The sequence below is a fragment of the Telluria sp. ZB4P37 genome (assembly GCF_059685855.1).
Genome location: NZ_JCASID010000016.1, coordinates 78,403 through 102,903 on the forward strand (window position 1 = coordinate 78,403; position 24,501 = coordinate 102,903).

Below are 24,501 nucleotides of genomic sequence, written 5' to 3' on the forward strand. Positions count from 1 at the left end.
CAGTGCGAAGGCATGGCCCTATAGTTCACTCATGCCTGGCGTCGTCATGATCATCCTGATCCCCGCTGAGGCAATAAAAGGAAAACGCCATGTGGAAATCTAAATGCTTTGGTGCGGTGGTGCTGGCCGCGGTTGCCGTTTCGCCTGCTATGGCGGATGACCGTGGCGTGAATACTGCAATCGGCGCCGTGGTCGGCGCAGCTATCGGCCACAGCGCCGGCGGCTCGGGTGGTGCCCTGGTGGGTGGCGTGATCGGTGCGGCGCTGGGCAATTCGGTGTCGCGCCACAACGATCGCGGCTATTACGACAACCGTGGCTATTCCGGCAACCGTGGCTATTACGACAACCGTGGCTATTACGACAACCGTAACTATTCCGACAACCGCGGCCACTACGGCAACCGTGGCTATGCATCGGTTGGCTACAACAATGGTGGCTACTACCAGCCGCGTCCGGTGTACGTCCAGCCGCGTGCCGTGTACGTGGAACCGCGTCCGGTGTACGTGGAACCGCGCCCGGTGTACGTGCAGCCGCGTGCAGTCTACGTCGACAACCGCCGCGACTGGGACCGCCATGACCGTCACAACCGCCGTGACTGGGACCGCGATGGCCGCCACGACCGCCGCGACTGGGACCGCGACGACCGCTACGGCCGCTGATCCACAACAACCGCGCACTGCGCGGTTTTTTTACGCCCATCCTGTTTACCCGCCGCGGGCGGCGCCCCGGTTTTTCACCTCCCCCCGCTAGCCATCCCCAAGGGCGCCCGGCGCCGGTTGCGGGAGGCAGGCAATGAACCAGCAAGGCAGCATCGTTTCCCTGGCACGCGGCCAGTACCTGTTGCGCGAGCGGCTCGGCGGTTCCGCCTATGGCCTGGTCTGGCGCGCCGAGGCGCCAGGGGGCGCAAGCGTCGCCATCAAGCTGGTCAACCGCGAGCAGATGGGCCGCGCGCCTGCCGCCCTGCGGAGCCACTGGACCGAAAGCGCCCGCAAGGAAGCAGATTTCCTGTCCAGCCTCGCACCCTGGGATGGGCGCCACATCGTGCGCCTCTTCGACAGCGGCGAGCATGATGGCTTGCCGGCGATGGCGCTAGAGCTGTTGGACGGCGACCTCTCCAGCCTGCTCAAGGCCGAACAGCTTGCCGGGCGGCGCACCAGTCCCGCCCAGGCGCTCGACTGGGCGGCCCAGGTCAACCAGGCCCTGGCCAAGGTCCATGCGGCCGGCTTCCGCTACCTCGACCTCAAGCCCGCCAATTTGCTGGTCGAGCACCGCACCCGCAGCCTGAAGCTGGCCGATTTCGGCACCAGCCGCGCGCGGCAAGACGCCCCGCTGCAGCCGTACGCCGGCACCGCCAGCTGGCAGGCGCCCGAGCAGTTCTTTCCCCAGGCCGGCGGCCTGTATGCAAGCGATGCGCGCAGCGACTATTTCGCGCTCGGCGCCCTGCTCTACTACCTGGCTTGCGGCCAGGTGCTGCGCTACGGCGCCGCCTGCGCCCAGGCCTATGCGGCGCACGGGCGCGAGGGCGCCACCAATCTGCGCGAACAACATGGTGGACTGCCGCCGGTGCTGCAGCCGGACGAAGCGGCGCGCTTTGCCGGCTGCTTCAAAGGCGCGCAGGTCCAGGCGGACGCGCTGCTGCGATGCCTGCTGGCGCCCCAACCCGGCGAGCGGCCGCGCCATGCGCTCGAGATCAGCCGCATGCTGGGCGCGGTGCGCGACGGGATGAATCGACCCCTGCTGCGGAGCGCCGCATGAAGGCGCGCCTCGCCTGGGCCGCGCTGGCCCTCGGTGTTGTGTGCATGCTGCAGCTCGCCGCGCTCGTGCTGACGCCCCAGCGCTGGCTGCCCGCCGCGATCACGCTCGAACTCAAACCCGGCGAATCGGCCCAGCTGGGCCGCGCCGGGCTGGCCGCCCCGCGTGCGGGCAGCCACCAGTTCACGGTCAGGCGCGACGCGCGCGGCGGATGGTGGCTGCAGAACGCCAACCCGGCGCAGGCGGCCGTGCTGGGCCAGGGCGACGAGCGCCGCCATACCGGCAGCACGGTCCTGGCCGGAGGCCAGGGCCTGCACATCGGCGCCGCGCTGTTCGAGGTGACCGGCCTGGAGGATGGACGCGCCGCGCTGCGTGGCGCCGGCCATACCTGGGCCTACGACGGCGCGCTGTTGCTGCGCGACGGCGCCGTGCAGCCGGCCTGCCCGGAGGCCGGCGCCAGCGCGCACCTGGCCACCTGGTGGAACCGGATCACGCCGAATGTCCTCGCCTTCGAACGTCCGCTCGCCTTCGGCGGCCATCTCCATTGCGGCAACCGGCTTGCCGTGCCGGGCCTCGACACCGGCAAGGTGACGCTCGCGCGAGACAATGCCGGCGGCATTGCCTTGACCGTGCGCGGATCGCAACCGGTGCTGGTGCGTGAGCACGGCCTGTGGCGCGATGCGGCTCAGCGCGAGCACCGCCTGGAAGCCGTTTCCAGCCTCGCGGTCGGCCGCACCGCCTATGCACTATCCATCGAAAACGGCGCCTTGCGGCTGCTGCCATCGGCCCAGGTGGAGCTGTTCGCGGAGCCCAAAATGGAATCGGCCCCGGCCGTGCGCTGGACCTGGCGCGAGCGCTCGCTGTGGCGGCTCGCCACGCCCCCAGCCGCCGCATGGGGCGCGGCGCTCGCCGCCGCCCTCCTCGCCGGCCTGGCCGGCTGGCGCCTGGCAGGTCCGCTGCGCGGCGCCGCCCCCGTCGCCCGCGTGCTGGCAGGCGTCGCCATCGTCGCGCTTGCCGTGCTGGTGCTGGTCATGCAGAGGACGAGCGCGGCGCCGGGCGTGGGCTGGGCCTTGCTGCTGGCCTGGGCCGCGCTCTGGCATGCCTTGTTGTGGCCGCGCCGCGTGCCGGTGCTGGGCGCGGCCGCCCTGTTGCTGCTCGGCGCCGGCCTGCTGGTGCAACTCGAACTGGGCCTGGGCGCGCGCGACACGGCCTGGCTGCGCCACGTGGAAAACAGCTGCGTGCTGCTGGCCCTTGGGCTGCCAACGGGCTTGTTGCTGCTGCAGGGCGTCGCGCAAAACCGCGTGTCGCGCCCGGCCACCGAATGGCTGCTGGTGGCGCTGGCCATCGCGGCGCTGGCGGGCCTGGTGCTGCAGGTGGCTTTTGGCAACGAGACCGGCGTGTTCGACGTGCAGCCGGTGGAATTCGCCAAGCTGGCCCTGGCGGCCCTGAGCGCCCACTGCCTGGCCCTGGCCACGGGCGGGGCCATGCCCGGCCAGCAGCCGTGGCGCAGCTGGCTGCGCTTGACCGCACCGGCCTTGCTGTTCGTGCTGCTGCTGGCGGTGGCCCTGATCCAGGTCGACGACTATTCGCCGCTGATCCTGCTGCTGGTCTGGGCCGCGGTGAGCTTTCTCGCCTGGTGCCTGGCCAGCGGGCGCCGGCGCGGCGCCGTTTCGTTTGGCGCGCTGTGCCTGGCCCTGCTGCTGGGCGCAGCCGCCTTGCAGCAGGCCGCACCGAGCATGGGCGCCGCCGGTTTCTACACCGAGCGCTTCCAGGTCTGGGCCGACCCGACCGCCCACCCGCATACCGGCCAGCAGATGCTGATGGGCGCGCGCGCAGTCGCCGACGGCGGCTGGCTGGGCAGCGACGGGCTGTTCGGGGTCGCCTCCCTCGGCCAGGCTGCCGGCGACGCGCTGCGCATCCCGGCCGTGCAGGACGATTTCGCCCCATCCTTCCTGCTCAATCGCCACGGTTTGCTGGGAGGCCTGCTGCTGTGGGTGCTGCAGGCCGGTCTGTTGGGCGCCCTGCTGCATGCGGCCGGCACGGCCTGGCAGGCGGCGCTCGCGGCCGGCGACTTCCGGCGCGCCTGGCTGGGGCGCTTCCAGTGCTTCGCCCTGTGCGGCGGTGCGGCCTTCCTGGCTGGGCATTTCCTCCTGTCCTGGGGCACCAACCTGGCGCTGTTTCCCATCATGGGCCAGCCCATGAGTTTCCTGTCCGCCGGCGGCTCGCACCTGCTGTTTTTCATCTGCCCCCTGCTAGCGTTCGGCATGGCGAGCGTTCAATCTTTCGAGGAGAGTCAATCATGCCGGTCTACGTCCAACACGAAGTCCTAGCCAGGGTCAGCGACGTGTTCAATGCCGAGGCGCTGTGGCAGGCCCCTGGCCTGGCGCTGTTCTCGCGCCGTCCCCTGTTGCGCGACTTGCTGGAGCGCTCGCCGCGCGAACAGCGCGGGCGCGCCGCCACCCGCTGCTTCTCGCACGTCACGCTGATGCTGCCCCAGGACGAGGTCGACGACGATCGCCACCTGACCCGCGGCGCGCGCGTGCGCGACCTGGCGCAGTCGCTCGCGGCCCTGCACCAGCAGGACTTCGGCGACCTGCTGGGCGGCGACGAAGTGCGCTACCACGTGGTCGGCGCCGACGAAGTGAACCAGGGCGAAGTCAAGGTGAAGTTCGGCCACGCCGTCTACCTGCCGGCCCCTGGCGAGCAGGTCCTGTACACCGTCAGCGCCTCGCGCGACAGCGCCATCTGGCAGCCGGTGTGCGCGGTCTACCCGAACCAGCGCCTGACCGTGGTCGGCCAGGATGCCGCCAACGCGACCTTCGGCGTACCTGGCTGGCCCTTCGGGGTGGAAGGCGGCATCCTCCTGATCAACGATGGCGCCGACGCGCCAATCGAGGTGCAAGTGCGCCCGAAGAACGCCCTGGACTGCCAGTTCGACGAGGCCAACGGCTATTACGTCATCCGCAGCAAGCGCGGCACCGGCGACACCGCCGGCCAGCGCCTGCTGCTGCGGGTCACGCGTGCAGCGGGCGCGCCGCTGGCCGAACCCGACAAGCCGGAGAACGCCGCCCAAGTGCGCGCCCCGGCAGTCTGGAAGGCGCGCGCCGCCGTCCCCGACCACGCAGAGAGCGAGATGACCGCCATGCCGGCAGCAAGCCAGCCGCCTGCCGCATCGGCCGCACCGGAAAACGACGCCACCTACGCACCGGTCGCGCGCCACCGCATCACGCTGGCCGCCCTGGCCTTGCCGCGCCTGAGCCGCTACCGCGACACCGGGGCCGAGGCGCTGGAAATCGGCCTGGGCGCCACCCTGGCGCCGGCCGCCCCTGGCAAGGAGAACCTCATGCGCTTCGCCGTCGACGAAGCCGACGAGGTATATGCGATCACCGCAGCCGGACGCCAGCGGGTCAGCGTGCCATCGAGCTTCGCACCCTTCGACGGCGGCAGCGTCCAGCTGCACGCGGTGCCGCCGCAGATGGCCGACCGCTACTGCGCCCTGCTTGCGCTGCCCCAAGGCCCGGACCAGCCGGCTGCCGCCGGCACCCGGCTCGTGTTCGGGCGCGGCATGCCCGCCCTGGCCGGGCTGCGCGTGCTCGACGCGCCGCAATTCCTGCGCCAGCAGGGCGGCAGCGTGGCCGCCAGCGCGGATCGCCTCGGCCTGTCGCGCAATGCCTTCAGCTGGGAAGTCGCCAGCGACGGCATGCGCATCGTGCGCTTGTCCGAGACCCAGGCCCTGTTCCACCTGGATGCGGAACTGCGCCTGGTCGCGCAGGTCGATGTCGCCACGTCCGAGCAGCCCTACCTGGTCCCCCCCGGCCACCACCTGGCCGCCGGCCATTACGTGCTGCGCTTCGACGCCTGAACCCTGCCATGTTCTCCGCGACGATTATTGCCGCCTATCTGGGCGGCCTGCTGCTCTCGCTCTGCCTTGCAGCCTGGCTCACGCCGCGCGCCTGGTGGCGCCGGCCCAATGCACGCGCGCTCGCCGTGCTGGTGTGCGGCACGGCGCTGCTCGGGGCCCTGCTGCATGGACTGTTCGGGCCACCGGCAACTGTCCACGCGGCCGCGCTGCCGGCAACGCAGGCGGCTGCAGACACGCCGGTCGCCGGTGAACGTTATCGCGTGCGCGACGACCTGAATCTGCGGGCGGCGGCCGGCGTCAACGCGCCGCGCCTGGGGATCGTCCCGGCGGGCGCGCAGGTGACGGCGACCGGCCAGTTCGAGGGCGACTGGTGGCGGGTTACTGCGCAAGTCGATGGAAAACAGCAGGAAGGCTGGGCCAGCAGCCTGTGGCTGCGCCGGCGCCAGGAAGCCTCAGTCTTCTAGAGCGTCGAGGCGCATCGGGTTGAAATACAGGCCCTTGGCGCACTGGGTCGGGCCGACCCGCACGAAGCCGAAGCTTTCATAGACCGGCACCGCGAAATTCGAGGAGTTGACGGTGAAGGTGCCGTCGCCACCGGCGGCCAGCGCGGCCTCGCGCCCGGCATCCCACAGGGCGCGCGCCACCCCGCGCCGGTGCCAGCGCTTGCCCACGAACAGGTGGAACAGGTGGCCGCGGTCGCGCACCGCCACGAAACCGGCCAACTCGCCCTCGACGACCGCCACATGGTAGACGTGGCCGCGCGCCAGGAAGCCGCGCACGCCCATCTCGTCGTTCTCCGCGAGGAAGGTGGATGCCCCTTCGGGGGTCGACTGGTGCACGATGAATTCCCGTGCGAGCTCGCGCAACAATGCAGCCACAGCCGGAATGTCCGTGGCTGCCAGCGGTCGGATCAGCATGGCCGTCAATACAAGATGTTTTGGGAACGCCACAATATCATATTAAAGACTTTCCTAAAGGCAATTTTATTGACCTTTGGCACGGAAGCCTTCTACACTGTGCTGACCATGTCCAACCCCAGCACCAGTACCGGCGCCGCGCCTTCTGCGGCCACCACCCGCCGCAAAGTTCCCCTGACCCGGCCGCTGCGGCACCGGCGTTACCGCAACATCTGGCTGGCCAACATGGTATCGAACCTCGGCACCTGGATCCAGACCTTCGCCTCGGCCTGGCTGGTGGCCTCGATGTCGCAATCGGCCTCGATCACCTCGATGGTGCAGACCGCGACCTATGTGCCGATCTTCCTGTGCGCCCTGCTCGCCGGCGTGGTGGCCGATGCCGTGCACCGTCCCAAGTTCCTGTTCTTCTGCAATCTTTACATGGCCGTGTGCGCCACCGCCATGGCGGTGCTGGTCACGACCGGGCTGGTGTCCAGCCGCGCGGTATTGGCGATTACCTTTTGCGTCGGCATCGGCACCGCCTTTGTCTGGCCGGCCTGGCAGGCTGCGATGTCGGGGCTGGTGGAACCGGACGAAGTGGAAGCGGCGGCCACCCTGAACAACCTCTCGTACAACCTGTCGGCCATCATCGGCCCGGCGCTCGGCGGCCTGCTGTTCGGCTGGATCGGCGCCAGCGCCCTGTTCCTGGCCAATGCGCTCTCGTTTGCCGGCCTGCTCGGGGTCTATTGGTCCTGGTGGCAGGAGCGCATGCCCCAGCCCACCGTGCGCGAGAGTTTCACGCAGCGCTTCCGGCTAGGCATGTGCACCGCCTTCGGCTGCGCGCGCTACCGGCGCATCCTGCGCAACGTCTGCTCGGTGTTCTTCGCTACCATCGCCTTCGCCAGCCTGCTGCCGGTGTTCGTGCGCGACGTGCTGCACCAGGAGTCGAGCACCTATGGCCTCCTGATGGGTTGCCTGGGCGGCGGCGCCGTCATCGCAGCCTTCTTCCTGCCGCAGGTGCGCGCCCGGGTCGACAAGACCGGCGTGCTGGTCGGCGCCTTGCTGGTGTATGGCCTGATGCTGGTGACGATGGCGAGCACCCGTTCGCTGTCCCTCTTGGCGCCCTTGATCGTGTGCGGCGGCATGGCATGGTCGGCCACGGTCTCGACCCTGAATGCGGCGGCCCAGCTGTCCTTCCCGGCCGAGGTGCGGGCCCGCACCCTGTCGATCTATCTGTTCGTCATGTCCGGCGGCTATGTCGTGGGCAGCGTGGTCTGGGGCCAGGTCGCCGACCACTGGGGCGTGCAGGCCGCCCTGGGCGCGGCCGGCGCCTGCGTGCTGGCCAATGCGCTGATCCTGGCCACGGGAAACCGGAAAAACCCTATCTGATCGGGGCTTTGCCCGGTCTTGTTCAGGTGTAAAGTGGCAGGATCGCCACGATTTGCACCCGAACCATGCCGCCTGCCTTGTCCGATCTCCTGTCCGCCTTCCAGTTCGCGCCGCACTATGACGTCGCCGTCGCCAGCCGGCGCGGCAGCGGCCCTGCCCAGCGCGCCGAGAACCAGGACAATTTCGTGGTCATCGACTTCACCGGCAGCGCCTGGCAGCTGCTCGGGCAGGAGCCGCGTCGCACGCAACTGGCCAGCTGGCCGGCGGGCCACGGCCGGGTCGCAGTGCTGGACGGGATGGGCGGACACGGCCATGGACGCGAGGCGGCCGAAGCGGTGGCCTCCAGCCTGCTCGCGCTACCGCCCTGCCGCACCACGGACGAGCTCTCCCGCCAGCTCGACCTGCTGCACGCCAGGCTGCAGCGCCAGTTCGCCGGTGAAGCGGGCCCCCGGCCCGGCACCACCTTGACCCTGCTGGAACTGCCTGCCGGCGGCCAGCCACTGCTCTATCACGTGGGCGACTCGCGCCTGTACGAGATCAGCCATGAATACGCCCTACCCCTCACCGTCGACCACGTGCCCGCCACTGCCGCGGCCATGAGCGGGCGCATCGACGAGCACGCCTGGCGGCAGCAGGTGCACGGCGGGCATTCGCCGCAGATCGCCCAGGCTTTCATTCTCGGCAACACCTTCAGCCACCCGTCCCGGCTGTCCGACCCATTGGTCGAATTGACGCCGCCGATGCTGCCCTCCTGGCTGCGCCAGCTGCCGGACCGGCGGGTGCTGAGCCTGCGCCTTGACGCCGCCTACCTGCTGGCCACGGACGGTTTCTGGTCGTGCGCCGCGCCCGACCGGTTTGTCGGCCGCTGGCCCGCCCTGCTGGCGGACGCGTCTACGTCCGCCGTCATGGTCGCGCGCCTGTTCGACGCGCTCGACGAGATGCCGCCCCCGGGGCTGCAGCCCGATAACCTCACCGCGCTGGTAGTGCGCGCGCTGGTCTCCCATCTTGATGAGACCGCCTTGCCGATTGATGCCGCGACTTAAAAAATTCCCAATAGAAAATAATGTTACTTATCAACGATTGCGGCGCGCCGCTGGCACCCAAAAGCGCATAAACTTGCGCATGCGCTCGTCAACCTGTCGAAAGCCCGTTCCGGACCATGAACCGCTGCCGTAATCCCGATCATCCGCACTGCACCGTCTGGGTCATGCCCGGCGACGGCGCCTGTGCGCACGGGCACGCGCAGCCGGCAGATGCGCCTGCTACCGCGGCGGCGCCTCCGATTGTCTGCAGCGCCGGCCTGCCCTCGGGTTTCGATGCGATCAGCGCCCTGCGCGCCGGCCGCGGCCCGGTCGCGGCAACCGTCTTTGCGCCACAGCCGCCGCCCCGGGTCCTGCTGCAGCGCCCGCAGCTGCACATCAGCGGCTTCGACCCGCGTGCCGCCGGCGGGCGCCAGGCCATCAAGCTCGAGCTGCGCGGCATGCCGATGGATTGCGCGCCGGAAGTACGCATGCTGGTGCATACCGGGCTGCGCCTGCGCGACGCCGAACACCATGCCTTCCAGCGCACCTCGCGCGGCGACTGGCGCCCGGTCTTCCTCGAATTTTCCTCGCGCGGCCTGGAGCACGGCCAGTACCGGGTCGAGATCGAACTGCACAGCCGCCATCCACAGCGCCTTGACGCCAGCCGCACCTGGACCTGCAGCCCGGTGATCCTGGTGCCGCGCCAGGATGCGAGCCTGGGCGAGATCCATCAGGCTTTCCTGGCCACCTGCAAGAACGTGCGCGTGACGGCCGACGACGCCGGCATCGCGCGGGTGCAGGCGCCGGGCGGCGGCCGGGTCGACATCGACGTGACGGCCCGCAACGCCTCGATCGCGCAGGTGAACCTGGGCGAAGACAATGGCAAGATCGACCTGGGTTTTTCCACCATCGCCTGGGACGAAGACCTGATCGAGATCGACGTCCCGACCGGGGCGCAAGACCACCCCTGTCCTGGCAGCACCGCCAGTCTGGTGCATGCCGAGCCCGACGCGGCGGCGCAGCGCCACCTGCGCCTGTTCGCGCTGGATGAATGCGTGCTGGGACGGTTCGAGGAATCTGCGCCGGAAGCCGACCTGCTGCTGGCTCATTACGGCGAGCATGGCATGGAGCGCGGCGGCCTGACGCGGCGCCTGTCGGGCCGCCATGCGGTGATCCGCCAGAGCCGCCACGGCTTCGAGATCGAAGACGTGTCGCGCTACGGGCTGCTGCTCGACGGCGTCTGGCCCGGCAGGCACACGCCAGTGCCGCTGCGACTGGGCATGCGCATCGCGCTCACTGCCAGCATCCGCGACGTGGCCGAGCTCGAGGTGACGGCCCTGCTGCCGCACGGCGTCATCCTGCACCGCGTGGATGCGGGCGCGGGCGCCGAAGCCTTTTATATCCTGGCCCCGGACACCGATCCGGGCAAGGCCGGCGTTGCAGCTCTGCCGCGCGCGGCCGCGCTGCCGCTGCTGTTCCACCGCGACGGCGGCTTCTGGCACCGCGATCCCGTATCGGGACAGGACACGCCGCTGGCGCCGGGCACGGCCCTCGACCGTCTGCGCGGCATTGGGCCGCAACGCCGCTTCGCAGCGCAGCCGTATCCGGAAGCGCGCGATTCAACGGTGCGCAGCAGCGAGCGCCGCCGCGCCCTGCCTGCCTGGCTGGACGCCTGAACCTGTCCGGGGCGCTTCAGGCGCCTGGCGGACGCAGTATCAGGAAGACCAGCGACGCGCCCGCCAGCAATGCCGCCTGCAGGGCAAACACGATGAACGGGATCTGGAGATGTTCTGGAATTTTCATGGCGCATCCTTTCGCGCGTGACATAAAAACCCGGTATGGGATGACCAGCGTACTCCTTCCGCACAAAGTGCGCGCGCGCCAGCCTTGCGTTTAACAGCCAGGCCCCGCAGCTCAGGCGCGTTGGTCGCCGTGCCGCCAGGCTGCCGGCCAGGCCGGCAACGGGATGCGCTCGTCGTCGCCCGGCACCGGCGTGAAGGCGCCCGCCTCCCAGTCGCGCGCCGCCTGTTCGATGCGCTCGCGGCTGGACGAGACGAAATTCCAGAATATGTAGCGGCGGCCGTCCAGCGGCGCGCCGCCGACCAGCACGAAGCGCGCGCCGGCGCTTGAGGACACCCGCACCGGCAGGCCCGGCTCCACCATCGCCATGGTGTTGGCGGGGATTGCTTCGCCGTCGACCTCGATCGCGCCGATCGGTGCGTACACGGCGCTTTCTTCGGGCAGGCCGCCCAACTCGATCGATGCGCCCGGCGCCAGCTGCACGTCGAGGTAGAGGGTCTGGCTGAAGGTCGGCACCGGCGAGCTGCGGCCAAAGGCCGTGCCGACCAGCACGCGCACGGTGGCGCCTTCGAATTCGACTTCCGGAATCTGGTCTGCGGGCGTATGCGAGAACGCGGCCGGCGCCTCTTCGTGCTCGCGCGGCAGCGCCGCCCACAGCTGCAGGCCGTGGGTGCGCCGCACCTTCTGGAGCAGGTCCTCCGGCGTGCGCTCGGAGTGGACGATGCCGCTGCCGCCGGTCATCCAGTTGATCGCGCCGGGCTCGATGCGCTGCTCGGTGCCCAGGCTGTCGCGGTGCATGATGGCGCCCTCGAACAGATAGGTAACGGTGGCCAGGCCGATGTGCGGGTGGGGGCGCACGTCGTGGCGCGCGCCCGGCTGGGCTTCCACCGGCCCCATGTGATCGAAAAACAGGAAGGGGCCGATCGACTGGCGCGCGGCCGCCGGCAGGAGGCGCCTGACCGTGAAGCCGCCGCCGAGATCCTTGTCATGCGATTTGAGCAGGTGCGCGATGGCCATGGCGGGTCTCCCGGTGGTGAATGGTCTTTAACTGTACACCATCCGTCAGGCCAGCTCGCGCACCACCCGGAAGCCCACGATGTCGTTCGCCAGGGAGCTGGAAAAGGCATTGCGCAGCGCCGAGCGCAGGTAGCGCGGATTGTAGAGCCAGGAACCGCCGCGCAAAATGCGGCGGGCCGGGTCGCCGCCGCTCTCCCAGGCGCTGCCGTCGAGTGGCGCGCCTTCGTAGTTGGCGTGCAGGGCGTCCTGCACCCATTCCCAGACGTTGCCGTGCATGTCGTACAGCCCCCAGGGATTGGGCGGGAACAGGCCGGCCGGTGTGGTACCGCGGCGGTAGGCGCCGAGCGGGCCGCCGTTGTAGCTGAAGCGGCCATCGTAATTGGCCAGCTCCGGGCTGATCGTGTCGCCGAAACTGAAGGCGGTCTTGGTGCCGGCGCGGCAGGCGTATTCCCATTCCGACTCGCTCGGCAGGCGGTAGGCCATTCCGGTGGCCTCGCCCAGCCAGGCCAGGTATTGAATAGCGTCGTCCCAGCTCACCCCGACCACCGGGTGCGCATCGGTTTGCGCAAAGCCCGGGGCATCCCAGTGCACCTCGCCCTTCGGCTGCCAGCTGGTGGCCTGCACGAACACGCGCCACTCGCCCACCGTGACCGGATAGCGGCCCATGGCGAAGGGGCGCTCGATGCCGACCCAGCGCTGCGGGGTTTCGCGCTCCAGCCACTTCTCCTGCGCGCCCGCCTCCATCGCGATCCGTCGTTCATGCTCGTGAGAGCCCATCTGGAAGCGGCCGGTCGGGATCAGCACCAGCGCCGGGCCGAACCCGGCGCCGTCGAGGAAGGGATCGCGCAGCACACCTTCACCGTCGGGCACCGGGCTCTCCAGTGCCGGCGTCAAGCGGGCCAAATCGTCGGCCGTGCGCGCCGCCTGCAAGTCGCGGGTCCGCTGTTGCTCGGCCAGATAGATTGCGGCGGCGCGCGCCTGCGTTACCTTGTGCTGCGCCGCTTCCCGCGCCAGCCGGGTCTTGGCCGCTTCTTCCTCGCGCCTGGCCAGCAGCTGTTGGCGCAGCGCTTCCTTGCGCGCGGCCCGCGCTGCCTCCTCGGCGGCGCGCTCGGCGCGCTGCTGCTCGCGCCGCTGGCGGTCGATCTCCGCACGCGCCGCCAGTTTCGCCTGCTCCTCGAACTGGCGCCGCGTGGCCAGCTCGCGCTCGCGCTTCTCGGCTTCCGCGCGCGCCGCCGCTTCCTGCGCCGCGATTTCCTCGGGCGTGGGGCCCATGGCGCCGCGCAAGGCTTCCAGCAAGGCGCGCACACTCAGCGGGCGCGCGGCCGGATCGCGGGCAAGGCCGCGCCGCAGCACCTCCCACCGGTGCGGTTCGATGGCGACGGGCGCCACGCTTGGATCGCTTGGCAGCGCGCCATCGAGCATCTGGTAGATCATCATCGATACCGCGTACACGTCCAGCATTGGTGCCGGCTGGCCCAGCTGGCCAGCTTCAGGTGCCCGGTAGCCGGCGGTGCCCGAGGTCCCCGGCGCGTCCGGCGGCAATGCGGCGCCCGCGCCCGCGCGTGCGCGTGCCGCGATGCCGAAGTCGAGCAGCTTCACCTCGCCGCGTTTGGTGACGAAGACGTTGCCCGGCTTGATGTCGCGGTGGACCAGCCCATGCTTGTCCCAGGCGTAGTCGAGGGCGGCGGCCACCGGTTCCAGCAGTGCCAGCACGCGCTCCAGCGGCAGCCGCCCTTCGCGCGCCAGCAGGCCGTCGAGGTCTTCGCCGTCCAGGCATTCCATGATGATGAAATAACTCGACGTTGCCGGATCCTGCGCCCATTCGTAGACGCGCACGATGTGCTCGTGCGCCAGGCGCCGCGCGCGGGTCGCTTCCTGGATCAGGAGCTTGGCGTGGCTGGCCGACTGCGTCAACTGGGGCGGCAGGATCTTGAGCGCCACCTGGGCGCTGTGGCCCAGCTCCGCGTGGGTGGCCAGGTCGGTGGCCTGCCATACCTGGCCCATGCCGCCCTGGGCAATCAGGCGTTCGAGCCGGTAGCGCCGGTTCTGCGGGCCCAGTTCCTGGCCGGCCATCAGCCCGATCTCGGTGCCGGGGCGCAAAGGCTGGGCCGCCTCGTCCGGCACCGTCAGTGCGTCGTCCGCCATGGGAGCCGGCGCGTAGACCGCATCGAGGATGGCATTCTTGCGCTGGTCGAACTCCTGGCGGCTGAGCAGCCCGTCCTCGTGCAGCGCACGCAGTTCCCGGATCTTGTCGATGGCTGTCTGCATCGCTTCCGTCAGCTTGCGACCGGCGCGCCGCAGGACGCGCAGAAGCGGTCGCCATCGCGCGCCGGGTGGCCGTGGGCGCAATGCCGCACGGCCTGCACGATCCCTGTGCCAAAGCGCGCTTGCGTCGCCAGCAGCTCGACCTGGTGGCGGCGGTCCTTGTCCATTTCCAGTTCACGGCGCGCCTGTTCCTGCTTCACCTGCTCGAGCGCTTCGGCCGGCGTCAGGCAGCCGGCGCCAACCACGCCCGCCAGCGCCGCCAGCTGGCCGGCATCCATGGTGGCATGGACGCGGGTCTTCATGAAATCGTTCAGCGCCGCGGCATTCGGGGCGGCGGCCAACGCCAGCTTGGCGCTGTCGTCCATCGCGGCGAAAGCATCCATGCGGCGCAATTCGCGCTGCGCCTGGGCGTCGCCCTCCTGTAACTGCAGCGCGTGGCGGCGTTCCTCGGCCTCGAGCTGGACCGATTGCTGTTCGCGCGCCTCGCGCGCATCGAGCTCGATCGTGCGCTGCAGCTTGTCCTGCTGCAGCGCGGTGCGGGTGGCCTCGACCTGCTGGCGCGCCTGCTCGTCTTCCCATGCCTGCAGCCGCTCGGCCTCGCGCCGGCGGGCGGCGTTGGCCAAGGCCAGCATCTGATACCTGGCCAGGTGCTCTTCTTCGTCGATCGCGCGGGCGCGCCGGGCCGCGTCTTCTTCGCCGGCGCGCAGGCGCACGAGTTCGGCCTGCTTGCGCGAGGCGTCCTCGATCAGGCCAGCTTGCTCGATCTTGTTGCGGATCTGCTGCTGCAGCAAGGCATGCGAGAAGCGCTGGCGCGCGACCTGGCGGGCCTGCTGGGCTTCCTGCTGCGCGACCTCGAGTTCGGAACGCATGCGCACCTGCGCCAGCGCGCGCAGGTGTTTCCATTCCTGGACCTCGTCGAGGCGGGCGGCGCCTTTCTTGCCCAGCTCGTGTTCGAGTTCGGCCAGCACTTCGCCGGCGCCGCGCTCGAGCGCCTGCTTGCGCGACCCGGCATCGAGGATGCGCGCGTACAGTTCGATCTGGCGCGAGCGCACGGCATGGGCGCGGCCGGCGCCGGTCAGCGACAGCTCGGCGCGCGCGATGGCGTCATCCTGGCGCAGCTCGGCCTCGCGCTGGCGCACGCGCGCCTGCTGCTCGCTGCGGCGCAGGCGCTGCCATTCCTCGGCATCGTACAAATCGTCGAGGTGCTTGCGGTGCTCGACCTGCACGTGGCGCTCGTCGGCCGCCAGCCACAGGCTGCCGACTTTCGCGCGGTTGGCGTCGTATTTGTCGTGGCGCAGTTCGACGGTATCGACCTTCACCACCGCCAGGCCATACTCGGCCAGGAGGAGCTTGAGGCCGCCCTGCAGGCGCTCGTCCAGCTGCTCGCGCAGTTCCCGGTTGCCGGCCATCTCGCGGATCGAGCGGGCGCCGACGAATTCCTCGGCCAGCTGGCGCACCGGCGCGCTTAACAGCTCGGCCAGTTCCTTGATGCCGATGGTGCCGGGCATCGTCATGAAGTGGCGGGCGAAGGCCGGTACGTTTTCGATGCGCAGGCTGACCGTCAAGCGGGTACTGACGGCCAGCTGTTCGCTCGTGAGGACGTCGTCGAAGCGGAATTCGACCGGCAGCGCGCCGGTGCGGGTGACCAGGATTTCGGCGTGCTGGTCGCGCAGCAGGTGGTTCAGGCGGGTGAAGAAGCCTTCGATCTCGTATTCGCCCTGGGGCACTTCAGTGGCCTTGTCGCCTTGCAGGACGAAGGCGCGGGCGGTGGCCGGCACGCGCAGGGTCTTCACGAACACGCCGGAGAGTTCACGCACGCCGAAGAACACGGCCAGTTCGTCGGGCCCGGCCACCCAGCGGTTCTCGCGCAGCACCGGCGCGTTGCGCGGGGCGCCGAGGATCATGCCGCAGCCGGCGCAATAGCGCGCATCGCTCCCCTGCTTTTTCTCGCAGCGCGGGCAGCTGGCGCCTTTCACTCCGAACATCTGGAACATATCCGACTCCATTTCATTGCATGCAACATGCTGCTTCAATCGATTCTAACAGGGGCACCGAGGATTCAGATGATCCCGATTCGGTCCACGCAAGCGCTACTTGCGCCGCGTTCGCGCAGTGCTTCGCGCCAGCCGGAGGGCAAATCCTGCTCCCAGGCTCGGGGCACCAGGATGCGGTCGCCTGGCGCCGCTTCGCGCAGCAGCAGCGCGCATTTCGGCGCCAGCCCATCGACCGTCTCGACGCGGCCGGCATGCCAGCTGGCCGACTGTCCCGTGGCGAGCACCCGCCCACGCGCCAGGAAGTCACGGCCGCGCGCCATGCGGTCGGCCATGACCAGCGCGAGTTCGAAGGAGCCACCCTGGAAGCGCTCCTCGCCAAAACGGACCGTTGTTCGCCACTGGCCCGTGCCGCGCCCGTCGTAATGGCGCGCGCCCGCCAGCACGGCGCGCACCCGGGCCTGCAGGGCCGCGTCCACGCCAGGGGCCGCGATGCTCGTTTCCTCCTCCTCCTCGTGCGTCGCGGGCCGCACGCTCACCTCGACCCAGCACAGGGTATCGCCGCCGCCGCCGCTATGCAGCGGGAACCAGGCGCCGGCCGTCGAGATCGCGGCGGAGGGATCCGGATGGCCGCTCAAGCTACCCAGATGCGGCAAGCCTTCGCCGCCGGCCAGTACGCCAACGGGCACCTCACGCAAGCCGTTGCCCTCGATGCGGCCCAGATGCCAGGCGTCGGACCAGCCGTTCGCCACCACCGCCCGCTGCGGCGTCCACACGCCGCGCACGATGCGGTCGGCCAGCACGGCGGCCAGTTCCCAGTCACGGTTTCCCGGCGCCGGGGCGCGGTCGAGGCTGAGCACCACCTGGTCGCGGCTGTCGAAGCGCGGCTCGGTATGGCGCGCCAGTCGCACCACCTGCTGCATGCGCTGCGCCACGTCCGGCGCATCGGGCACGCTGCACTTGACTTCGGCGCGGCCCCCGCGCGGGCGCGGGGTGGCGGTGATAGTCAAGAGCGAGCCGTCGGGGGCGATGCTGCGGCAAGTCACGCTTGGCGCGTTCATGCGGCCTCCTCGCGCAGCGCGCGGCGCGCCGCGCAATCACATTCGAGATTGGCCACGATCCGGTCTGCCTCGTCCAGCAGCAAGGCTACCCTCGCGCCCTCGCAATGCTGCATCCGCGCCAGCAAGGCCCAGGCCTCGTCGAGGGCGCCGGCTACGCGCCGGCTGGCACGCGCACGGCGCAGCTGTTCGCCGGCCGCCAGCGGCTCGTTGGGCGCCGCCAGCGCCAGCGCCGGCATGGTTCCCACCGACAGGCTGACCAGGTCAAGCCGGCGCAGCAAGTCCTGGTGGCGGCGGAAGGTCGTGCAGTCAAGCGGGAACACGGCCAGGCGCAGGCCGCAGATGACACCGGGCAGCTCCAGGAACAGGCGGCGCAGCGACCTGGCATCTTCCGCGGCCGCGTCGAAAGCTTCCTGCGGGGGTGGCGGCGGCGCGCCTGGCGCGGGCTGCAGCGCCAGGCGCGCCGCCAACAGGGCCGCCAGGTCGCGCGCGGCGCCCAGGTCGACCGGCACGCATTCGTCCACCATCACGCCGAAGCGGGTATAGAGCAGCTGGTTGAAACCGGTGCGGAAGGCATTCCACTCTTCGAAACTCGTGCAGGGCGGCAGGTCCAGGTTGCCCTGGGCCAGCTCGCGCTGCAACGCGGCCTGCAGGTCCGCCACGAAACCAGCGAGCGCTACCTGCGGCCCGCCTTCGCTGGCCAGGAACAGGTCGAAACGCTGCTGGGCCTCGCGCGGATCGGCGCCGTCGATGGCAAAGCGCACGCGCAAGCCGATTTCGGGCGCACCCGCGAAGGGCGTCAGGTCGCAGCCATAGGGGCCCGGATGGACGCACCAGGCGCTCTCGCCGTCGAGGATCGCGACGCGCGCGCCTTCGCCCAGGCGCCGGGTATGGCCCTGATTGTTGGCGAGCACCGCAAAGCAGCCCTCCGGCACCGTGCTTCGCTTGGCCAGCGGCAGCGCGATGAAGGCCGCGCCCAGGCCCGTCAGGTCGAGGGTCGGCTGGCGGAAGGGCCGTGTGAACAGGTTCAGCATCTCAGTTCCCGGACGGCTCCACGCAAAAGCGCGCGCCGTGCTGCTGGAAATGCCGCGCCGGCGCCTGCTCGAACGGCCAGAGACCTTCGCATTCGCCGTCGCTGTCGAGCTGCCCCTGCAGGACCGTGGCGCCGGCGCCGTCGCGCACGCGCAGGCGCTGGCCGCCACGCAGCAGCGAAGCAGCCAGGGGCGACTGCGGATCGAGCTGCAGGATCACCCGGTCTTGCACGAAGTGCAGGCGCCAGGCGCCGTCGTCCGTGACCAGGGTGTCGAGCGGCGCGCCGCCGTCGGCTGCGCGCAGCATGCCGGGGCTGCCGCGCCAGGCGGCCGGCGCCGCAGCCGCGCGCCGTTGGCCGGCCAGCACCTGCAGCCGGCGCGTGGTGAGGGGCGAGGCTTGCAAGGCCGCGCGTTCGCCCGCGGTCAAGGGCCGGCTGCCGTCGAGCGCGGCCAAGAGCACCGCGTCGGCCAGCACCAGCCGGTCGCCCTCTACCCTAGCTCCGGCCAGCAGTTGCGCCTGCAGCTTGCGGTCCAGTCCTGTCATGTCCATCATCTTTCCTCCTTCATGCCTGCCGCCGCGCCAAGGCGGGCGATGGCGGCCTCGCGCCGTTTGCGCAGGGTCGGCAGCGAGACACCATCGAGCAGCGCGAGCTGCTGCATCGTCGGCAGTTCGCCCGTTTGCGGATCGAGCCATTCGGCCGGATAGCTGTCGTCAAACAGCCCGACCAGTTTGGCGTAGACCGCCAGCCGCACCGGCAGCGAGTCGTCCGCCATGTTGCGTATTGCCCAGCTGCCTGCTTCCTGAGCGGCCGCTGCCATTTCAAGATAGCGGGGGGTCAGTGAAACGCGCTGCGCCAGCCCGGCGTCCAGCATCAGCGGCGGCTCGGCTGCCGGCGCAGGCAGCTCGTCTTCCAGGCTGGCGAGATCGAGTTCATCCTGGCGCGCTTCCAGGACCCGGTCCGGTCCCGGCGTGCTGGCGGCTTCCGATTCGCCCAGCACGCGCCAGTAGTCGTCGAGCCAGGCCGTGGCGTCGTTCGCGTCCTGCAGCCAGTCGCGGTCCCCGTTCGCCGAGAGGGTTTCGTACTCGCCGATCTCGCGCAGCATGGCGCCGATCTTGTCCGGGTTCGTTTTCAGGCTCGCGAAGCGCTTGGAGCGGGTGTGCAGCGGACCCGGCGCCCCCGTGAAATTTTCCAGCGTTTCGCTCCAGCGCATGATCCACTCCGGACGGCAGCCGCTGATCGAACGCAGCTGGCGCGCCTCGATCGGTTCCGCGTCGAGGCTGCGCCCGAGAATGGCGCCGACCTGGTCGCGGTGCTCGCCCCAGGCCGCGAACAGACGCGCCACCTCGCCATGGGCGGTGTCGAGCATGCGGTAGGCGTACATGCGGTTCGGGCTGCAGGGACGCCCGCATGCGGCCTGGTAGTTGTCGCTGTCGACCTTGTCTCGCAGGACGGCATACAGGTCGTTGAATTTCTTGCGCAGCAGCGCCTCGCCGCCGGGCGCCGTCCAGAAGGCGCCAATGCGCGCGTGCTCGGCGCCGACCGCCGCGCACAGGGCGGCCCAGTCGGCCGGACGCGCCTGCAGTTCGTAGACCAGGGTGAGCGCCAGTTCGCGGGCGGTGTCGCCATAGCTGTTGCCGGGCGCCGCGCCGCGGCTGCCACTCCTGCCCAGCAGGCCGGCAACGGCATCGACATACTCCGCCAGGGCGTCATCAATGCCCGGCTCGAACAGCCGCGCAGGATCGAACCGGGCGAACGCGGCCAGCGAGCACTGTCCCAGCAATTTGCGGACCTGCTCCCAACCGTGTTCCTGGTACCGGGTTCCCGGCAAACGCATGCTTTCCTCATCTTCGATGGCGACCCGCAAGGGGGCGGATTGTCAACAGATGATGCCATACAAACACATCGTCGAGGCGCGCAGGAGAAGGCTAATCCGGCTTCTGTTCAGGGGATCGGGCCTGCATCGAACGCAGCAGCGCCGCGACGATTGGAGCGGCATGGGCGCCGCCGGTCAGGCTCGATTCGCTGACAAAGGCCGCAAAGGCCAGGGGCCGGGTCTGGCCAGGGAGCGTGCCGGGCTCGATCCAGCCCATGAACCAGACCGTCGCCATGCCGTCCTCGCCCGTGGGTGCCGTGCCGGTCTTGCCGAACAGGCCGGGGCGCAGGCGGTTGAACTCCCTGGCGCGGAAGGCGCCGGCCGCCGTGCCGGCGTCGACTACGCCCTTCATGCCGGCCCGGATGCGGTCCAGCCGCACGCCCAGTTCCGCGCCCGGCTGGCGAATGGCCTCGCGCCCGTCGAGTTCCAGCAACAGGCGCGGCGCCACCAGCCGGCCCTGCCCGACCGCCGCGGCCACCAGCGCCATCTGCAGCGGGGTCGCCTGCATGCGCAGGCCGATGGCCATCTGGCGCACTTCGTGGCGGGTCTGGATCGGATCGAGCATCGCGGCGCTGCCCTGCAGGGCATCCCAGGCCGACCAGCGGAAGTCCGCCGGCAGCAGCCCGCCGTCCAGCCGCAGCGGCGTGCCAAACCCGAGCTTGCGGGCCATGCCGGCCACCGGACGCACGGCATCGAGCGCTCCCGGCTCGACCTCGCGCACGCCGGGTGCCCCGCCCTGCGCCTGTCCGCCGAGGCTGCGATCGCCCAGTTCGGCGGTCCAGGCGAACCAGGTATTGACGCTATGGGTCATGGCTTGCGCCAGCCCCAGACGCCCTTCGGTTGCCCGGGCCCCGGCCAGCTGCTCGCGGAAATTCGTGATGCGCGCGCTGCCGTCGACCGGGTAGCTCGGCGCCCCGGTGCGGAAACCATAGCCCTCTTCGCGAGCATGGCGGTCGATCTCGGCCAGCGGCATGCCCGCAAGCAGGCGCGCCAAGCGCTGGTCGCGGCGCGCCGCCGCCTCCAAGCCCAGCGCGCTGACCACCTTGAAGGTCGAGCCGGGCGCCCGGTGCGCGCCGCCGTCGTGCTGGAAAGCCGGCAGGCGCAAGGGGCTGCGCGCCGGATCGGCGCGGTCGAAATCGCGCACTTCCGGCCAGCGCGCGGGCGCGACGCTGCCGGTGCCGGCGCCCGCCGCCGCCAATACGTCGCCGTTTCCGGCATCCAGCAACACCAGAGCGGCCTGGCGTCCGGCCGGGCTGGCTGCCCCGCCGGCACACCGCCTGCCATCCCATTTTCCCTGGCGCAGGCCGACACAGTCGAGCGCCGCCTGGCTTGCTGCCTGCAGGCGCAGGTCGAGCGTGAGGCGGGCCGCGTGCGCCGGGCCGGGAATGCGCGCCAGCATGCCCGCGACGCTGGACGCGTGATCGCGGTGCACGCCCAGCAGCGTCCCGAGCCCGGCCGCCTGCGCGGCCGTGCTGGCTAGGCCGTCGCTCCACAGCGCTTCGCCGTGGCGGTCGGCCAGCCGCACCTCGGCCATGGCCGCGTGGGTCGCTCCTTCGCCAGCCGGCAGCGCATGCCAGGTTAGATGCCCGCCGTCGACCCGCAGGTGGCGGTAGGCAGCGTCGGCATTGCCTGAGAGCGCAGCGAGGTCGAGCGGCTCCACTTTCAGCACGATGCGCCGCGCGCCCGGCTGCGGCACCAGGCTCACGCGCTGCACCGCGCCGCGGTCCGGGCAGGCGCGGCCATCGCATTCGCCGCGGATGTCGGCCGTGGCGCCCACTACCTTGCGCACCCGTCCGGCCAGCAGCAGCTCGACCGGGCCGGCAGCGTCCAGCGCCAGCACGGCCGTGCCCTCGGCGCCGCCATCGTCCCAGGCGGCCACTCGCCGCCATGGCGCCCAGCCTTCCGGCAGGCGCGCGAACAGCCGCATGGCGGCCACCGGCAGGGCATCGATCTGCGCGACCGGCATGCCGGCCACGCTGGCCTGCCACTGTGCAGGGCTGCCGGGGCGGACCCGCCAGGCCAGCAGGCGGCGCTCGCTGTTGAATACCCGAACCTGCTCGCGCACGAAGGCGCCGTCGGCGCGGTAGTACAAATGGTCGAGCAGTTTGCGCCCTGCCTCGTCCAGGCGCGCCCCCTCCCAGCCCGGCAGCGGCGCCCGCCCGTCCGGCCCTGCGGCCTGCCATGCGCCCAGGTCGCGCGGCGCCGTCTCGGCCAGGCCGTTGCGGCCCAGCCGGATGAGTCCCCGGTCCTGCAGGCGTTCGAACAGCCGCGCGTCTTCCAGTCCACGCGGCGCTGCCGCCGGCACCCGGTACTCGCCGGGCGCCAGGCGCAGTGCCGGCAAGGCCGTGCCGGCTCCGAAGGCCTGCACCAGGGCGGCCCCGCCGGCGCCAGGCGCGTAGCGCTGCACCAGCAGCTCGCCCGCCTGCGCACAAGCCTTGCTTGGACGGCGCGTGAAGCGCAAGGCGCCCTCCTTCCACACCAGCCAGCCTGCCTGCCCAAACCGGCCCTGGCCGCTCGCCCCGCGCACCACCAGGCCATTGCCGGCGTCGCTGATCCATGCAGCCTTGCCCGCGCCCGCATGCCAGGCCAGGCCCAGGGCGCCGCGCGCATCGCCGCGCAGTTCCACGCGCGGCATGGTCGAACCGGGCGCGGCGACCAGTGCGTTGCGGGCCGGCGCGCCAGCCCTCAGGGCCTCGCTGAAGGGATAGCCGATCCGCAGCGGCAGCAGGGACAAGCGCTGCGGGTCGGCCAGTTGGGTGCAGAGATCGATCCGGACCGGCGCCTGCGCCTGCATCCCGGACGCCACCACGAGGGCCGCGCCGCCGTGCTGGCTGAGGGCGATCCCGGCTTCGCCCGGGATCCGGATGGTGACGCCGCCGAGCAGTGGCTGGAGCCCGGCCAGCGCCGAGGCCCCCTCGGGCGCGGCGCCGCCGGTAGCAGCGGACAGCGAGCGCGCCGCCTGCGCCAGCACGAAGCCACACAGCAGCACGGCCACGCCGGCGAGCAGCAGCAGCCACAGGTTCAGCTTGAGGTGCCGCCGCGCTGCCGGGCGCGTGCCCGCACGCAGGTTGCGCGCGCGGCGCCAGGCGGTGCGGGTGGCGGCGATCTGTCCGGCTAGCTGGCTGAAGGTGGCTGTCATCGAGGGTCTGCTGGCTGGCGCAGCCACCGATGGGCTGCATCAACCAGGCCTAGCGGGGGGATGCTGAAAACCCATCCATTGCGCGCATGGCGTGCGCACGTTCGCGCGGGCTTTTTGACAGCTTGTTCCGCGTTTTCCGCGTCTCGTCGCAATCGGCTCGCGGCGCGTGCGGCCCTGGCCTACATTGCACACATCGACAAGCCGTCGACAACCCAGTCCCAAGGAGAAATACCATGAACGTCATGAAGCATATGGAAGCCGTCTTCGTCACCGCGATCTGCCTCGCCGTCTCCGGCAGCTACCTGTTGGAGAGCATTCCGGAAGCCCAGGCCCGCAACTACAGCGCCGATACCGCCCTGGTTGCCAGCGGCGACAAAGTGGCCGTGGTCACCGTGACCGCCAAACGCCTCACTGACGAAGAAAAACAGGCCGCAGGGAGCCGTGGATGAATGCCGCAAGCCGGCCGGCTGTCGCGTAAGGGCGACAGCTGGCGGCTCGCAGCACAGCCATTTGTATCAGCGCCCCCAGCAGTACCCACCCCCATCTGTTTCAGATGTAAGCATCTGCTTCAAGCCTGCCTTTCCAGCACCGCCGGCGATATAGTGGGTCATCCATTTTGGATCTGGAGACCGACATGAAACGCACTCTTACCCTTGCAGCCCTGATCGCCATTGGCGCCGCCTTCGCGCCGCTGCCGGCCCTGGCGCAATCCGACTTCCAACTGTATATCGGCTCGGCCCCGCCGGAACCGATGTACGAACGCATTCCCGTCGCACGCCACGGCCAGGTCTGGGCTCCAGGCTACTGGGAATGGCGTCGCCACCGCCACCACTGGGTGCCGGGCCATTACATCGTCGCCCGTCCAGGCTATGTGTATGCGCCCCCAACCTGGCGCGAACGCCAGGGTCGCTGGTACATGGAACCGGCCCGCTGGAGCCAGTATGGCGGCCGTGACCGCGACCGCGACGGCGTGCCGGACCGCTTCGAGCGCCGTGACTACCAGCCGGTATATGCCGGCGGCTACCGCGATGGGCGCGACGGTTACCGTGATGGCCGCGACGGCTACCGTGACGGCCGCCGCCACGACCGCCACGGCTACCGCGATACCGACCGTGACGGCGTCCCGAACCGCTACGACGGCGACCTCGACAACGACGGCATCCGCAACGAACACGACCGCGATCGCGACGGCGACGGCGTGCGTAACCGCTGGGACGACAGGCCCAACAATCCGTACCGCCGTTAATCCGCGTTCCTGCGGGTCCGACAATGGGAAAGGCGCCCTCGTGAACTGACCCCGTAAAGTTGGACGGTTGGTTTAATGAGCGGCCAAGGGCTGGGTTCTGTATTGCACAGGACTCAGCCCTTTTAGTTTCATCTTGATGCGGTCGTGATTGTAATAGC

At 70.4% G+C, this 24,501-nt stretch carries 20 protein-coding genes; 10 read left to right on the forward strand and 10 right to left on the reverse strand.

The features are described from left to right. The first annotated feature begins 89 nt into the window (after positions 1–89). The 5 genes from AC56K1_RS20165 (at position 90) to AC56K1_RS20185 (ending at position 6,078) form a co-directional block, all read left to right on the forward strand. Positions 90–659 carry a PXPV repeat protein gene (locus tag AC56K1_RS20165; protein ID WP_497159576.1) on the forward strand — a complete coding sequence of 190 codons (570 nt, stop codon included), beginning with the start codon at positions 90–92 and terminating at the stop codon, positions 657–659. A 133-nt stretch (positions 660–792) separates the two neighbouring features. Further along, the gene (locus AC56K1_RS20170) at positions 793–1,755 is read left to right on the forward strand and encodes a serine/threonine-protein kinase (RefSeq protein ID WP_497159577.1); all 963 of its coding nucleotides are present in this window, start codon (positions 793–795) and stop codon (positions 1,753–1,755) included. Then, positions 1,752–4,082, forward strand: a complete 2,331-nt coding sequence (locus tag AC56K1_RS20175; RefSeq protein ID WP_497159578.1) for an FtsW/RodA/SpoVE family cell cycle protein — start codon at positions 1,752–1,754, stop codon at positions 4,080–4,082. The genes AC56K1_RS20170 and AC56K1_RS20175 overlap by 4 nt, the downstream gene beginning before the upstream one ends. Then, entirely contained in the window at positions 4,052–5,614 is a 1,563-nt protein-coding gene (locus AC56K1_RS20180) for a hypothetical protein (RefSeq protein WP_497159579.1), read from the forward strand. Before AC56K1_RS20175 ends, AC56K1_RS20180 begins: the two co-directional genes overlap by 31 nt. 8 nt (positions 5,615–5,622) lie before the next feature. Next, positions 5,623–6,078 carry an SH3 domain-containing protein gene (locus AC56K1_RS20185; protein ID WP_497159580.1) on the forward strand — a complete coding sequence of 152 codons (456 nt, stop codon included), beginning with the start codon at positions 5,623–5,625 and terminating at the stop codon, positions 6,076–6,078. On the opposite strand, the gene AC56K1_RS20190 is transcribed toward AC56K1_RS20185, so the two are convergent. After that, positions 6,067–6,531: a GNAT family N-acetyltransferase gene (locus tag AC56K1_RS20190; protein WP_497159581.1), complete on the reverse strand. Its 465-nt coding sequence runs from the start codon at positions 6,529–6,531 to the stop codon at positions 6,067–6,069. The genes AC56K1_RS20185 and AC56K1_RS20190 overlap by 12 nt on opposite strands. 69 nt (positions 6,532–6,600) lie before the next feature. Between AC56K1_RS20190 and AC56K1_RS20195 the strand changes: the two genes are divergently transcribed. The 3 genes from AC56K1_RS20195 to AC56K1_RS20205 all read left to right on the forward strand — a co-directional run bounded on the left by AC56K1_RS20195 (position 6,601) and on the right by AC56K1_RS20205 (position 10,597). Next, the gene (locus tag AC56K1_RS20195; protein ID WP_497159582.1) at positions 6,601–7,899 is read left to right on the forward strand and encodes an MFS transporter; all 1,299 of its coding nucleotides are present in this window, start codon (positions 6,601–6,603) and stop codon (positions 7,897–7,899) included. Positions 7,900–7,976: 77 nt separating this feature from the next. Then, entirely contained in the window at positions 7,977–8,942 is a 966-nt protein-coding gene (locus AC56K1_RS20200) for a PP2C family protein-serine/threonine phosphatase (protein ID WP_497159583.1), read from the forward strand. A gap of 116 nt (positions 8,943–9,058) precedes the next feature. Further along, on the forward strand, positions 9,059–10,597 hold the full coding sequence (locus AC56K1_RS20205; RefSeq protein WP_497159584.1) for an FHA domain-containing protein: 1,539 nt from the start codon (positions 9,059–9,061) through the stop codon (positions 10,595–10,597). Between the two features lie 238 nt (positions 10,598–10,835). Here AC56K1_RS20205 and AC56K1_RS20210 read toward each other — a convergent pair whose 3' ends face one another. The 8 genes from AC56K1_RS20210 to AC56K1_RS20245 form a co-directional block, all read right to left on the reverse strand. Beyond that, positions 10,836–11,738: a pirin family protein gene (locus tag AC56K1_RS20210; RefSeq protein ID WP_497159585.1), complete on the reverse strand. Its 903-nt coding sequence runs from the start codon at positions 11,736–11,738 to the stop codon at positions 10,836–10,838. Positions 11,739–11,783: 45 nt separating this feature from the next. Next, positions 11,784–14,006, reverse strand: a complete 2,223-nt coding sequence (locus AC56K1_RS20215) for an SUMF1/EgtB/PvdO family nonheme iron enzyme (RefSeq protein ID WP_497159586.1) — start codon at positions 14,004–14,006, stop codon at positions 11,784–11,786. Between the two features lie 8 nt (positions 14,007–14,014). Then, entirely contained in the window at positions 14,015–15,997 is a 1,983-nt protein-coding gene (locus AC56K1_RS20220; RefSeq protein WP_497159587.1) for a coiled-coil domain-containing protein, read from the reverse strand. 65 nt (positions 15,998–16,062) lie between these two features. Further along, positions 16,063–17,055: a hypothetical protein gene (locus AC56K1_RS20225; protein ID WP_497159588.1), complete on the reverse strand. Its 993-nt coding sequence runs from the start codon at positions 17,053–17,055 to the stop codon at positions 16,063–16,065. Continuing rightward, positions 17,052–18,086, reverse strand: coding sequence for a hypothetical protein (locus AC56K1_RS20230; RefSeq protein ID WP_497159589.1), 1,035 nt, complete (start codon positions 18,084–18,086; stop codon positions 17,052–17,054). The genes AC56K1_RS20225 and AC56K1_RS20230 overlap by 4 nt, the downstream gene beginning before the upstream one ends. Position 18,087: 1 nt before the next feature. Then, complete coding sequence (locus tag AC56K1_RS20235) at positions 18,088–18,636, reverse strand: hypothetical protein (protein WP_497159590.1); 549 nt, start codon at positions 18,634–18,636, stop codon at positions 18,088–18,090. Further along, entirely contained in the window at positions 18,633–19,919 is a 1,287-nt protein-coding gene (locus AC56K1_RS20240; protein WP_497159591.1) for a hypothetical protein, read from the reverse strand. The genes AC56K1_RS20235 and AC56K1_RS20240 overlap by 4 nt, the downstream gene beginning before the upstream one ends. A 91-nt stretch (positions 19,920–20,010) precedes the next feature. Further along, positions 20,011–23,097, reverse strand: coding sequence for a penicillin-binding transpeptidase domain-containing protein (locus AC56K1_RS20245; protein ID WP_497159592.1), 3,087 nt, complete (start codon positions 23,095–23,097; stop codon positions 20,011–20,013). A 233-nt stretch (positions 23,098–23,330) separates the two neighbouring features. Between AC56K1_RS20245 and AC56K1_RS20250 the strand changes: the two genes are divergently transcribed. Further along, complete coding sequence (locus tag AC56K1_RS20250; protein WP_497159593.1) at positions 23,331–23,546, forward strand: hypothetical protein; 216 nt, start codon at positions 23,331–23,333, stop codon at positions 23,544–23,546. Positions 23,547–23,731: 185 nt separating this feature from the next. Next, positions 23,732–24,343 carry a YXWGXW repeat-containing protein gene (locus tag AC56K1_RS20255; RefSeq protein WP_497159594.1) on the forward strand — a complete coding sequence of 204 codons (612 nt, stop codon included), beginning with the start codon at positions 23,732–23,734 and terminating at the stop codon, positions 24,341–24,343. A 72-nt stretch (positions 24,344–24,415) separates the two neighbouring features. On the opposite strand, the gene AC56K1_RS20260 is transcribed toward AC56K1_RS20255, so the two are convergent. Continuing rightward, a partial coding sequence (locus AC56K1_RS20260; protein WP_497159595.1) for an IS3 family transposase occupies positions 24,416–24,501 on the reverse strand: 86 nt, incomplete at its 5' end.

Bases quoted from the DNA above. Each gene is read 5' to 3' on its own strand.
- AC56K1_RS20185 (WP_497159580.1), top strand. From the start codon at position 5,623: ATGTTCTCCGCGACGATTATTGCCGCCTATCTGGGCGGCCTGCTGCTC.
- AC56K1_RS20225 (WP_497159588.1), bottom strand. From the start codon at position 17,055: ATGAACGCGCCAAGCGTGACTTGCCGCAGCATCGCCCCCGACGGCTCG.
- AC56K1_RS20240 (WP_497159591.1), bottom strand. From the start codon at position 19,919: ATGCGTTTGCCGGGAACCCGGTACCAGGAACACGGTTGGGAGCAGGTC.
- AC56K1_RS20170 (WP_497159577.1), top strand. From the start codon at position 793: ATGAACCAGCAAGGCAGCATCGTTTCCCTGGCACGCGGCCAGTACCTG.
- AC56K1_RS20175 (WP_497159578.1), top strand. From the start codon at position 1,752: ATGAAGGCGCGCCTCGCCTGGGCCGCGCTGGCCCTCGGTGTTGTGTGC.
- AC56K1_RS20245 (WP_497159592.1), bottom strand. From the start codon at position 23,097: ATGACAGCCACCTTCAGCCAGCTAGCCGGACAGATCGCCGCCACCCGC.
- AC56K1_RS20210 (WP_497159585.1), bottom strand. From the start codon at position 11,738: ATGGCCATCGCGCACCTGCTCAAATCGCATGACAAGGATCTCGGCGGC.
- AC56K1_RS20255 (WP_497159594.1), top strand. From the start codon at position 23,732: ATGAAACGCACTCTTACCCTTGCAGCCCTGATCGCCATTGGCGCCGCC.
- AC56K1_RS20215 (WP_497159586.1), bottom strand. From the start codon at position 14,006: ATGCAGACAGCCATCGACAAGATCCGGGAACTGCGTGCGCTGCACGAG.
- AC56K1_RS20205 (WP_497159584.1), top strand. From the start codon at position 9,059: ATGAACCGCTGCCGTAATCCCGATCATCCGCACTGCACCGTCTGGGTC.
- AC56K1_RS20165 (WP_497159576.1), top strand. From the start codon at position 90: ATGTGGAAATCTAAATGCTTTGGTGCGGTGGTGCTGGCCGCGGTTGCC.
- AC56K1_RS20230 (WP_497159589.1), bottom strand. From the start codon at position 18,086: ATGCTGAACCTGTTCACACGGCCCTTCCGCCAGCCGACCCTCGACCTG.
- AC56K1_RS20190 (WP_497159581.1), bottom strand. From the start codon at position 6,531: ATGCTGATCCGACCGCTGGCAGCCACGGACATTCCGGCTGTGGCTGCA.
- AC56K1_RS20220 (WP_497159587.1), bottom strand. From the start codon at position 15,997: ATGTTCCAGATGTTCGGAGTGAAAGGCGCCAGCTGCCCGCGCTGCGAG.
- AC56K1_RS20250 (WP_497159593.1), top strand. From the start codon at position 23,331: ATGAACGTCATGAAGCATATGGAAGCCGTCTTCGTCACCGCGATCTGC.
- AC56K1_RS20235 (WP_497159590.1), bottom strand. From the start codon at position 18,636: ATGATGGACATGACAGGACTGGACCGCAAGCTGCAGGCGCAACTGCTG.
- AC56K1_RS20180 (WP_497159579.1), top strand. From the start codon at position 4,052: ATGCCGGTCTACGTCCAACACGAAGTCCTAGCCAGGGTCAGCGACGTG.